The organism is Sporosarcina sp. So3-204 (genome assembly GCF_058068165.1).
This window is the reverse complement of the sequence record NZ_CM176485.1, coordinates 2,297,545-2,309,748: the sequence shown is the minus strand read 5'-3', so window position 1 is coordinate 2,309,748 and position 12,204 is coordinate 2,297,545. Positions and strand designations below refer to the sequence as shown.

Annotated in this window: 9 protein-coding genes; 8 read left to right on the top strand and 1 reads right to left on the bottom strand. The window is 32.8% G+C overall.

Annotated features, from left to right (window positions below):
* Nucleotides 1-6: 6 nt before the first annotated feature.
* The 6 genes from AC3RV6_RS11245 to AC3RV6_RS11220 all read left to right on the top strand — a co-directional run bounded on the left by AC3RV6_RS11245 (nucleotide 7) and on the right by AC3RV6_RS11220 (nucleotide 6,682).
* The gene (locus AC3RV6_RS11245; RefSeq protein WP_489746132.1) at nucleotides 7-1,044 is read left to right on the top strand and encodes a tyrosine-type recombinase/integrase; all 1,038 of its coding nucleotides are present in this window, start codon (nucleotides 7-9) and stop codon (nucleotides 1,042-1,044) included.
* An 846-nt stretch (nucleotides 1,045-1,890) separates the two neighbouring features.
* Nucleotides 1,891-3,519 (top strand): S-layer homology domain-containing protein, encoded by a 1,629-nt coding sequence (locus tag AC3RV6_RS11240; protein WP_489746131.1) that lies wholly within the window; start codon nucleotides 1,891-1,893, stop codon nucleotides 3,517-3,519.
* On the top strand, nucleotides 3,512-3,766 hold the full coding sequence (locus AC3RV6_RS11235; RefSeq protein ID WP_489746130.1) for a DUF3006 family protein: 255 nt from the start codon (nucleotides 3,512-3,514) through the stop codon (nucleotides 3,764-3,766). The genes AC3RV6_RS11240 and AC3RV6_RS11235 overlap by 8 nt, the downstream gene beginning before the upstream one ends.
* Nucleotides 3,767-4,150: 384 nt before the next feature.
* A complete protein-coding gene (locus tag AC3RV6_RS11230) occupies nucleotides 4,151-4,255 on the top strand; it encodes a YHYH domain-containing protein (protein WP_489746129.1) in 105 nt (34 codons plus the stop codon).
* 367 nt (nucleotides 4,256-4,622) lie between these two features.
* Nucleotides 4,623-5,540, top strand: coding sequence for a tyrosine-type recombinase/integrase (locus tag AC3RV6_RS11225; RefSeq protein WP_489746128.1), 918 nt, complete (start codon nucleotides 4,623-4,625; stop codon nucleotides 5,538-5,540).
* Nucleotides 5,541-5,845: 305 nt separating this feature from the next.
* Nucleotides 5,846-6,682 carry an abortive infection family protein gene (locus AC3RV6_RS11220; RefSeq protein ID WP_489746127.1) on the top strand — a complete coding sequence of 279 codons (837 nt, stop codon included), beginning with the start codon at nucleotides 5,846-5,848 and terminating at the stop codon, nucleotides 6,680-6,682.
* Between the two features lie 40 nt (nucleotides 6,683-6,722).
* Here the strand turns inward: AC3RV6_RS11220 and AC3RV6_RS11215 are convergent, their stop codons facing one another.
* Entirely contained in the window at nucleotides 6,723-7,286 is a 564-nt protein-coding gene (locus tag AC3RV6_RS11215; protein ID WP_489746126.1) for a recombinase family protein, read from the bottom strand.
* A 692-nt stretch (nucleotides 7,287-7,978) separates the two neighbouring features.
* Between AC3RV6_RS11215 and AC3RV6_RS11210 the strand changes: the two genes are divergently transcribed.
* Together AC3RV6_RS11210 and AC3RV6_RS11205 are read left to right on the top strand one after the other, a co-directional pair.
* On the top strand, nucleotides 7,979-9,802 hold the full coding sequence (locus tag AC3RV6_RS11210; protein WP_489746125.1) for a hypothetical protein: 1,824 nt from the start codon (nucleotides 7,979-7,981) through the stop codon (nucleotides 9,800-9,802).
* A gap of 1,494 nt (nucleotides 9,803-11,296) precedes the next feature.
* On the top strand, nucleotides 11,297-12,154 hold the full coding sequence (locus AC3RV6_RS11205; RefSeq protein WP_489746124.1) for an NUMOD3 domain-containing DNA-binding protein: 858 nt from the start codon (nucleotides 11,297-11,299) through the stop codon (nucleotides 12,152-12,154).
* Nucleotides 12,155-12,204 lie beyond the last annotated feature (50 nt).

The following is a 12,204-nucleotide window of genomic DNA, read 5'->3' as shown; positions in this document are numbered from 1 at the left end:
TTAACTTTGGTCAGACCAAAAAAGTATATTAATGTTGATATTGATACGAGAATTTTAGCAATTCAACCTAAAACGGAAGAAGGGCCGATTTCAGAGAAACAAAGCATTGTAGATAAGTTGTATCTTCCGATTGTAAATGAAAAGAGTATTAAGAATATTACTATTCACCATGCATTGCTCGTACTCAATCAGCAAATGAAGTTGAACGGTTTACGCAACCGAACAATTGTCGATTATAATTACCAATTTAAACGGTTTGCTGAATTGTTAAAGATAGAGTATTTACATGAAATCAATGTAGATAAGATTTACGAGTACTTATCGCTCCTTGGTGATATTAAAGACGTTTCCAAGCTCAACCGCTTAAAGACGCTTACGGCGGTTTTAGGTCGTTGTTTTGACAATGGGTGGATTAAGGTGAAGTATTGGAAAAAAATTAAAATTAAAGTAAATAAGACGATTAAGAAGCCTACTGAGGAAAGTGACTTGAGTATTTTATTGTCATTGCTAGATAAGACAACATACTCAGGATTTCGAGATAGCGTTGCAGTATTATTGCTATACAAGACCGGGATTCGTATTACAACTTTAGGTTTATTAGAAGAAAAACATATAGATTTTAATAATCAAGTGCTTTATATGACAGGAGATATTATGAAAAGTCACAAAGCCTTGAAGTTACCTTTAGATGAAGATATGTGTTCGCTACTTCAACAATTAATTGAAGTAAATCAAGAAATGCGCAGGGAGTATAAGATTAATAATACTAATATCTTTTTAACAAGCACTGCAACGCCTATTAAAGACACAGTTTCACCGTCAAATGTAATTGCGAAAAACTTATGGAAGTATAGTAAACGCTATGAGTTAAAGAACATCAATGCACATAGTATTAGACGCTTGTATGCGCAAAACTTAATAAAGAGAGGTGCAAATATTAACCTTGTTTCACATGCTCTTGGTCATGATAGCCTTCATACAACAAGTAGATATTTGTATTTGGATGAGGAGACAGTAGCAGAGAACTTACGTGACTATCTATAGATAAAAGATGATTGGTAGTTTTAATAGCTAGTCTTTACGCGTTTTTTAGTAGTATGGAAATACAACTGTATAGGGTGATTAATATGCCTTTGTTCTACTTTGAAAAAATGGATTTGCAAAAGTCTAGATTCCTATTGTCTTTTTTGTGGCATGTTGGCATATTGCTTTTTGGTGTTGGTCTATAACATCAATCAATACAAAAATCAGGACATGGCTAAATGCGATAATCAAGTCTAGGGCATCGCTAGGGCTTCCTTGTAGCACTTACGAAGTGTGGTTCTGAGTAGTAAGCAACTGGTCGTATAGGACGTGCCACATGCTGTCTGAGTCGCTCCTAGATAGTAGGATGGGCATGAAGCTATGTGACAAGACGAATAAAGATAATTTATATGGTTTATTCATATTTTAATGGCTGTCTATGTTTTAGGCTCATGATTAATTGAGTCTTTGATGTAGGCATTTTTTTGTATAAATGTAGATTCGCCTGTAGCGAATTTTATGAAGGATATGTAAAATATAAGACAATAGATTAGTTGAAATTAAAGTATAACTCAAGTACATTATTAAGTTGGTGTGCTTTTTATGTTACCTACCTTCTCAGACATCGCTAAGATGATTCGAGAATTAGTTAGACGGATAAGTTGGTTGCCTAGATTACTCATGGTAGGTTTAGTCACGTCATATATGCCTTCTTGATGTCCATAGAATCCTAAACGGAACTCATTTTAAGTGTTTTGAGTTGTCTAGAGGCATAATAAAATAGGATACTATTGGATATATTTAGGGACTAGTGGACGGGCTACCGTAGTAGCTGTACTATTAAACTATAACAAGGGAGGAATAAAATTGATAAAAAGAAGTTTTCTGTCATTTTTAGCTTTGATATTAGTTCTTACTTTCTTACCGCAGAAACAGACGCAAGCGGCGGGATTCACTGATGTAACAAATTATCAAGACGAAATTAACTATTTATCTGAAAAAGGTATCATTAATGGTTATAAAGACGGTAGTTTTAAACCGCGGAATAACTTAACGCGACTTCAAGCCGTTACAATGATATTGCGAGAAAAAGAAATCACTGACTTTACTGCTCCAAATCCAAACTTTACAGATTTAAAGCCAGGAATCTATGGATATGAAATTGTATCTAAAGCTGTAGAACTTGGGATTATTGGGGGTAAAACAAACAAGGACGGTAGCAAGTACTTTGATGCTGCTGCACCTTTAACGCGAGGGCAAATGTCAAAAATACTTTCAGAAGGCTATAAACTGCAAAAGACTAAAGATGTAAGCTTTACCGATGTGCCTTCTACAAGCGGATATAAAGATTATATTAGCGCACTTGCCAACGCCAACATTACAACTGGCTACGACGACAATACTTTTAGACCTAGCACGAACCTATCGAGACAACATTTCTCCCTCTTTATGGCAAGAATGTTAGACGATAAGTTTAAGCCGGAACCACCGAAGCCTGATGTGAAAGTTCACTTTATTAATGTTGGACAAGGTGATTCTACTTTAATTCAGACACCAGAAGGAAAAAATATCTTAATTGACGCGGGCATAAAATCCGCTGGACAGAAAGTTGTCTCATTTCTGAAGTCAAAAGATGTGGGGAAATTAGATTTAGTTGTTGCAACGCATCCACACTCTGACCACATTGGTGGACTAATAGATGTTCTTAAAGTTTTTCCGGTTTCAAAGTTTGTAGATAGCGGAAATGCACATACATCTCAAACGTATTTAGAATTATTAACATTAATAGATGCAAAAGATATACCGTTTGAAGTTCCGACGATTGGACAAGTTTACTCCTTCGATAATGCATTCAAAATCACAGTTCTTAGCGTAGATTCGGGGACGAAAAGTCTTAACGATGCTTCGGTTTCTTTAAAAGCTGAGTACGATATGGTAAGTTTTATGCTCACAGGCGATGCTGAAAAAGCTTCAGAAACTGCTATGGTTAACGGTAAAATAAACTTAGCAAGTACTATATACAAAGCAGGGCATCATGGTTCGAACACTAGCAGCACAGTTCCATTTCTGGATAAAGTGAAACCACAAGTGGCGATTTTGTCATACGGAAAGGATAATCAATATGGTCATCCACACTCAGAAATTGTGAAACGCTTCCAAGACAGGAATATTAAAATGTACTCAACCGAACAATCAGGAGATATAACAGTCACAACAAATGGCGCAAGGTATACAGTATCGGCTAAACCATATTTATCACCTGTAGTAACACCGACACCAGTGCCTAAACCAATACCTAAGCCAGACCCGACGCCAGTGCCAAAGCCGGTACCGAAGCCAGATTTAAGCACAGGATTACATGTTATTCCAGGCGCACCAACAACATTTCAAAACTGTACTGCAATGCGTGCATACTACCCCAAAGGTGTGAGAACTGGTCATCCTGCCTATGCATCTAAACATGATAGAGATAAGGATGGTTGGGCTTGTGAATAATGAGGGAAAAGGAAAATACACCTTAGATGAAATAGCTGATGGTCAGTATGTATTTTTGAAATATCCGGATGAGTTAGAGCAATTAATTATTCCAATGAACGAGATTAATGAAAAGTTTTTTGAGGGTAATATTGTAGAAATAAGTAAAGATGAAATAGGTTATGAAATTGTTGTCTTCCAAGAAGAAACCGCAGATATGTTAAATAAGGTCAACAGTTTACTTGAGAAGTTAAAAAACAAAAACTAATAAAGATGAATTACAAAAAAACTTCGGGATGATGCGTTATTATTCTAACTATTAGCTAACTACTTGCTAGAGTATTTTGCTGGTTTTTTTAGTGATTTAAAGCATATAAACTTACTATAGATGCGTATTTGGTGAAAAATCATCGTCACAAGAAAATATCAAGTGGTATATTAAAGAGTTTGGAGCAACCTCTTAACAAACATGCACAATGTGCTGAATCCTATCTATCCACATCATCTGACGGAGCTGTAGAATATCTTATAATGAACGTGTCAATTAATATCCGTCTCTATGAATTTGTTGTGGTTGTGCGAATATATGTGATTATTATGTTATTTTGGGAGGGTTTTGATGTCAATAAGAATTAGTTTTTTAATATTATAAATGTGTTTTATATCATTTCATTCGGTTTTCGCACATCCGGGAAATACAGATTCTAGCGGAGGTCATACTAGTAAGACGAATTGTGTGAAGTGGGGTCTTAATTAAGGGGAGTGTCACTATCATAATTTACCGCCAGCAACAGATGACTATAATGATGGATATTACAGAGGATATGAATATGCGTTTTCATATGCAGAGCAATGCCAAGAAGAGTATGACTGGTGGTGGGAAGGTCCTCAAAGGTTTGGAGATGGTTATGAGGATGGTATCCAAGACGTTTACCATAATGCAAGCGAGAACGAGTAACTCGTTATAATCGTTGTATGTAGAGTGTTTTCTAAATGATTAATTATCGTTTATTAAGGTTAAATCATAGTCTATGATGATATATATCAAGAAATTGAATAGGATTCATTATGATATCCGTCCAATGCTTAGAATTGACTATATTCTTAGCAAAGGGCGGATATTTATGTTGTTGGAAGATGTATTAAAAGAATTTCTTTTTCACCTTGAAACAAAGAACTATTCAGTGCGAACTACCAAAGGATACAGAAATAATATTAAAGCATTTATGAAATACGCAACAATAGGATATGAAATTGAAGAATTGGATGAAATAAAAAGTATTCACATCAAGGGTTACTTTCTTTATTTAAAATCAAAAGGTAGAAAAGAGACGTATATCAACAGTATATTTAAAGGAATTAGGTCTTTCTTTAATTATTGTGTCGAAGAAGAATATTTAGTATCTAGGAAAAATCCTTGTTTAAATGTCAGATGGATGAAGGAAGCGAGAGTAATAATTAAGACATTCATTGATGAAGAGGTTCAAAAAATGGTCAATTCATTTAAAATGACTGATTATTACGAAGCAAGAAACAAACTAATCATTATGGTTCTTGTTGATACTGGTATTAGAAACTTAGAATTATTTACATTAACCATGGAAAATATACTTGAAACGACAATGATAATTGAAGGTAAGGGCAATAAACAAAGATATTTGTATTTAAGTCCTATGCTAAAGAAATACATGATTAAGTATGAGAGAATCAGAAATCATTACTTCAAAGACAGTTTCATGAAGTACAGTAATTACTTTTTATCTGTCAGAGGAAAGCCATTGACAGTTGAAGCAGTTCAAAGAGTTGTTCGGTTAGCAGGTGGCAGGTCTAAGGTGCGTGAAGACATAAGGTGCAGCCCACATACATTAAGACACTACTTCGCTCAGAAACAACTCCAAAGCGGTTTAGATGTGTATAGTTTATCAAGATTGTTAGGGCACGAAGACATTTCAATTACTAAACGCTACTTACAATCAATTGAAGATTCAAGAATTGTAGATATTGCAGTAAAAACAAGTCCGTTAATGAAATTAAAATTTTAGTATTGTGCGACATAAAACAATCGATGTATCAAATGTAGCGATATGGTGGAATGAATTAAAAGAACAAAACCACATACACAATCCGTTGAATAATTTGGATATATAAAGTAGGGGGGGCAGATTGTGATATCAGCCCCTTCAATGCTACCTAACCTCTATGATATTTGCATACTAATTAGACAAGCTTTTAAACAATGCACTTTGAAGTCATAATGCAAGGTTCTATCTTTTATTGAATGTAGTATTAACTATTTGAAAGATTGTTGCTACAATTGAAATATTACTGTTTATTATAGGAGGAAAAAATGAATATATCGTTGGAGTTTCTTGAAAGTTCAAAAGATAAAATCAGGGCGACATTTGCCGATTACAATGAAGCGCTAAGGTTAGATGTTACATATGATTCAAATAAGCATTTATCAGATAAAGATTTTCAAAATGTTAGATTAATAATAATTAAGCTATCAGATAAGCAAGGTATAGAAGTACCATCAGAAATTGATGGTACAAGAACAGTAAGAGAATTTATTGATGAACTTACATTCGATACTAGATGGGAATATCAGTATGTAGATAACTACTTAATTAGTCTATTTAATAAACACTGCAATTATCTTGAAAAAAATATGTATAAAGTAGAAATTGTGAAGTTGGATTGTGAGCTGCCAAAGGAATTGCATTACTTTAACATTGTTGACGACTTAAACAAATGTGACAAAAAGCTATTAGAACAAGACTACAGAGGTGCTATCACGTCAGCACGCACAGTTGTAGAAGGTGTGATGAAGGAAATACTAACAATTTTAGGTGAAGACGTTTCAGGGGGTAATCCTAAGTTTCCGAAGTTATTTAATGACCTTTCTAAGAAACTGAATATGGATGCAAGTAAAAAGGGATTAGATAATTCATTGAAGGAAATAATAACGGGTTTGAACAAGATTATTAATGGATTGAATGAACTTAGAAACATTAGTGGCGACAGTCATTCTAAACAATTACAACCCTTATTCCATCATGCAGTACTTGCAGTGAATTCAGCTAAAACTGTTACCAGTTTCTTATTTCACACATTTGAATATCAGAAAGAGAAAGGTTTAATAATTGAAAAGGATTTAAGGAAGGTAGGGGTGGCAAATGAATAATTAAGATATTTAACTTCCGACATGAAAAAAAGAAGCTGAGTTAATTAGCTTCTTTTGCTTTTGCATAGATAGTTGAACGGGGAACACCCGTCAATTTTACGATATCATTGACGCTTAATCCTTTTTCTTCCCTTTTAGCAAAGAGATTAAGTGCTTTCTTAACTTGTTTCTCATCTTGACCTTTCCTTCCCATATGCTTCCCTTGTGCTTTAGCACGCTCTCTTCCTTCTGCTGTCCTATCATTGATTAAGTCACGTTCAAATTCAGCGATAGCGCCTAACATGGTAAACATTAATTTCCCTGTCGCAGTAGTAAAGTCAATCTGTTCTTTTATGAAAACCAATCCAATTCCTTTTTCTATTAACTCGTTTGCGATTTTATGCAAATCAAATGTGGAACGGGCAAGTCTATCCAATTTATAAACAACAAGCTTATCCCCTTCACGCAAATAATTGAGTGCATTCTTTAATTCAGGTCTATCCGATTTACTTCCACTTTCTTTCTCCATAAAAACTTTATCACAACCGTATTTATTCAACTCGTCAATTTGTAAGGACAAGTCTTGACCTTTTGTTGAAACACGCGCATAACCAACGACAGACATTACAAAACCTTCTTCCATTTGTCTTAAAGTCTATATACTTCTGTACGTTTAATTCTAGACTAACTTCAAGACATTATCAAGGGGTATTTGCGTTTACTTTTGATGTGCTTTTCCGTTGTCTAGAAGTTGTGATTTCTAGACGTTAAACGTCGTTCAATAAGGATAATAGGTATTAAATACTCAGATGAAGTACTTGGCATCCACCAAAATTAGTCGGGGGGGGCTATTTTACAGTTAATGACGTTTTGCAATTCAATGAGTGTGGCGGAACTGTTCGAGTCACAAACCCTGTTGAAGATATTTTTACGATACGAAGGAAAAAAACTAAATTTAATGCAGAAGTGTGATTTAGCAATTTAAAAGTACCTTTATATATGAAGGTACAAACCATAAAGTGTTCTTGGGACTTGTATATTCATTGATGGTTTTGAAGATGAATAACTATTTAGCGGATAATTAATATTTAACTCATGTGATGCAATGGTAGAGAATTAAAAACTGGGTACAAAGAATATTCAGATAGTACTTTATCGACCATTTGTAATAATTTTACAATTAAAAAAAGGTGATGTATAATGTATAAAAAGTAGAACTTTTCCAATAAAAAATTGTCTATGCTATGAATGGTATAGTGGGCATTCTGAAGTGATAAATGGGAAAAGTATTGGATTGCGGAATGGAGAATAGTGGAAGTGTCTGATAAAGTAATGAAAGAACTTGAAGAGCTTTTCAGAGAAGATATTTATGCAGAATCGTACGGGGAAGAATTTACAGCTAAAATAGAGTATTTAGCAGATGTTATTATTAATCAAAATACTGATTCTGATAAATTTAATGTATTTGCATTGGAATCAGGTTTAGGCAAAAGTAAATATACTAACAAAATTATAGATGAGAGCCTTAATACTTGGGGTGATTCTAGGACTTACCTAGTTGTAAAACGGTTTAAAGAAGATGTAGAAGAAATGGAAACAGCTCTGCTTCACCATAATTCTTCTGAGCAGATAAGTGCCCCTGCTGTCTTAGGTATTACTGGTGACAACTGGTCAAAATGGAGGGAGCAACTTGAAACTTTACAGAAGATTAAAGTAATCATAATTACTCATAAAAGATATATTGATTTATGTTTGAATGATGAGTACCGCGAGGCGTTTACAATTGGTCGTGATGTTTTAATTATTGATGAAAAAATTAACTTTCCGACATATAGTTTTTCAGAAATGTACTATTCAAATGTAAGGTCGATATTACCGTCTAGGAGAATTGAAGTACAGTTTGATAAAGTATGTGAGAAACTTCGAAATGAACTGGAGAAAAGAGAAGTTTCTGGAGACTTAAATAAATGTGTTCGGGTAGAACCCAAAATACACCCAGCTACAATTAAAAACTTTCAAGAACTTATGGAATTGAATATCAAGGACTTTAAGGATATTAGAAAGCGAAATCTCATACAAGAGTTTATGGATGGATTAGAACACTGGTACAATGAAATGTGTATATATAACGGAGGTAACATAATTACATTTAACAGGAAGCATAGATTGTGGGGATTGAAAAACAATATTATATTAGATGCCAGCTCTAGAATTGATGGTGTTTATCAAATATCAGACCATTTTAAAGTTATTGGTGGAAAACGTATTATTGACCATAGCGAGTCTTTGTTTGGCATAGTGCTATTTAATACAAGTAAATCTAATTTAAACAATAATCAAGAACAATTTTTTAGAGAAATTGTCGAAAAAATTAAGGCGAATCATGAAGAAGGTGACAGTACATTAATTATTTGTCATAAGGGGAATTATACTAGGATTGAAAAACAACTGCTTCGTCACGGCATTACCGATATCCACATTGCCAATGAACCATCAAAAAATGATAAAGAGGTAAGTGGTAAAGAAAGAGTTGAACAGTCGTATGCTATCAACTGGTTCGGAAATATTATTGGGAAAAATGCTTACGCTGACTTTTCAAATTGCTGGATAATTGGTACACCTAATATTCCGTTAGGGCAATACCTAATGCATTATATGATGTATGCACGACAACAAAACTTGGCTAATAAGTCGCTAGATATTGAGCGTGGAATTTTTAAAAACAATGAATTTAGAAAGGTTCAAACAGGCTTTGTTGCTTCGGAAATTTATCAAAGTCTAAAAAGGATACAGCGTAATGTTAAACTTAAGGGGAAATTTTTTATTGTTAACAACAACCAAACTATTACTGACTTAGTACTAGGACAAATTAAAGGTACGCAAAATAGAAAAGAAATCCAACTAGATTTTGCGCTAAAGCAGAAACAAGACCGAGGAAGTAATAAGATAGATATGTTTATTGATTACCTGAGAGATGCGGTATCTATAGGTGAATATCGTAAAAAAGTCATTAGCGAAGTTTTAAATTTGACGCATCTATATAGGGTGCTGAAGGCGGACCGTGTAAAGGCTCTAGAGGAACACGGTTATATTAAAGTAAATAGAAATTCAATTGAAAAACTAAAAAATTGGACTAAGTAATCAACTCATCACTAATTAATATTATTATATAGAGTTAGTGATGACTTGTACTATAAAGCTATATTTAATAACACGTTACAGTTGATGTATTCTATTAAAGTGAGGTACTAGTTTTATAAAAAACTATGTTACTTATTGATTACATATAATATTGTAGTCATGCTTATACCATTTAGATTTTTGAAAGCAAAGCTTTCGAAAATATCCGAACAATAAGCGAAGCGATTGTGAGGAAGTAGGCAGCGACTTGTTCGTTGCTTAATTATAAAGTGCCTGCCGCCTACACGCTCCGCTTTGTAGTTGTCTATGAACATAAAGCAAAGCTTTATATTCATTTGTAATGTTTACTAATTGTTAATATTAATTTACTTTATTTGTAAATAGTGTTATTCTGTTTATATTATAATTTTAATCAATGAAGCGCTATAAAAAATGTTGAAGTTGGTGTGTGCATTTAAAGCAGAGAAATCAGATTTATGCATATAGAAAAACAACATACTTATAACCAACCAGAATGTCCTTAATAGGACATTCTGGTTTTTTATTTTATATATGTACTGTACTTTATTAATCATCTGAGTGAGCGAAAATTAATGGATGAATACCATAGAAAAATGACACAAAGAGGGTTAGAAGTGAAGATTATATACATGAGTTCTTAAGGGTTACTAAAGAAGGTGGGAAATACCTTACAAAAAAAGGTTTGATGAAAAGTCTAATTTAACTAGTATGAGTATAATTAAAGAATTGAATTTAAGGCGGAAGGAGTTATTGGAAAATGCAATAAACTTGAAAAGCTATTTGATTATGCTGTAATTGATTACAAAAACATGCATATCAGAACGAAAAGGAAAATTCCACTAAATTCACAAAAGAATATCCATTTTCAATTGTCATCGATAAAAAAAGTTAGACAAGCAGTGGATGCATTAATAATTGCTACAATGGTCAGTACAATGAATAACTTCTAATGGAAAATGAAAATGATAAATTAAGTAGAGAAATAAAAGAGAAGGTGTATACAAGCCACGAAAAAAAGGTGAAAATGATTTTTCTGACTTACTTGGAGAAGATAAATATAAATGATAAGGTTCTTCAATTGTGATAGAAATAACAAGAATGTACAGGCTGTTTGTGACTATTTATTATGTTTTGATGAAAGAGTAATTTATCTCTCCAAAATTGGAGAAGCATTTGGATTATCAAATAGCTTTTAGTAATACGTTAAAGAATCCATCTTTTATAGCATTTCTTAAAGCGAATAAGTTCATTAAGTAAAAGGATGTTAGAGGTAAGTTATATGTAAATGTTTGTTAAATAATAGTACAATAGTCTGCTCTGAATTATTTATAGAGAACTATGTACTATTTTTGCATATTTATTTAAAACATGAGTACTTTATTGACCATTTGGGTATACTAAATAATTTATTATTAAAATACTAGTATATTATTCATCATTTTGGAGAGTCTTTATAGTAAGAGGTGAATAACTATGGATAATATTTACAACCTACAAAGTATCTTTTTATTACCAAAGATACCAGCGATTTATCAGATAAAAAACACCAGTAGCAATAGAGTATATATTGGCTCAACAGTTAACTTACACAGAAGAACTTACCACCATCGTTGGGAATTAAGAAATAATAAGCACTCTAATAAATATTTACAAAACTCCTATAATAAAAACTACGAAGAAGATTTCGTAATACAAATATTAGAAGTAGTTAATGATATTATTGAATTGTTCGAAAGGGAACAATTTTGGTTGGATTATAGTAAATCTTTAAATAATGTTAATTTATATAATATCTGTGAAGTAGCTAGTTCAGTTATGGGAAGGAAAATGTCTCCAACTACTAAGTATAAAATATCAAAAGCAAATAAAGGAAGAGTAGTAACAGCTGAAACAAGGCTAGCTATTAGTAAGGCAAAAAAGGGTAAAAAGCATGGTCCAGTTTCAGATGAAACAAAAATGAAAATCAGCAAAAATAGAAGTGGAATAATGTCATTCAGTAAGTCTAATCACCCTATGGCAAAGTTAAGAGAAGAAGATATAATCAATATTTTTAAAATGGCTAATGCTGGTGAAACGGCAAAAAAAATTAGTATTCTTTTTAATCTCAATATGTATTATGTGTACCAAATTTTGGACAATAAGACGTGGTCTGATATGGGGCTTAAATGGACGAATAAACAGCATCATCGAAAATTAGATTGTGATGACGTTAAAGAAATTAAAATTCTTATAGCAAAAGGAGTGAAAGTAAATGATGTTGCAAAAAAGTATAAGTCTTCAGTCTCAAATATATCAAAAATAAAGAATGGGGTTTACTGGACTAGTTGTTAATCCCTCTCAAAATAGTTATGAGAATCTGAATGGAATAACGATTTTATTGA

Bases quoted from the DNA above. Each gene is read 5' to 3' on its own strand.
- AC3RV6_RS11230 (WP_489746129.1), top strand. From the start codon at position 4,151: ATGTGTTTTATATCATTTCATTCGGTTTTCGCACATCCGGGAAATACA.
- AC3RV6_RS11225 (WP_489746128.1), top strand. From the start codon at position 4,623: ATGTTGTTGGAAGATGTATTAAAAGAATTTCTTTTTCACCTTGAAACA.
- AC3RV6_RS11205 (WP_489746124.1), top strand. From the start codon at position 11,297: ATGGATAATATTTACAACCTACAAAGTATCTTTTTATTACCAAAGATA.
- AC3RV6_RS11215 (WP_489746126.1), bottom strand. From the start codon at position 7,286: ATGTCTGTCGTTGGTTATGCGCGTGTTTCAACAAAAGGTCAAGACTTG.
- AC3RV6_RS11220 (WP_489746127.1), top strand. From the start codon at position 5,846: ATGAATATATCGTTGGAGTTTCTTGAAAGTTCAAAAGATAAAATCAGG.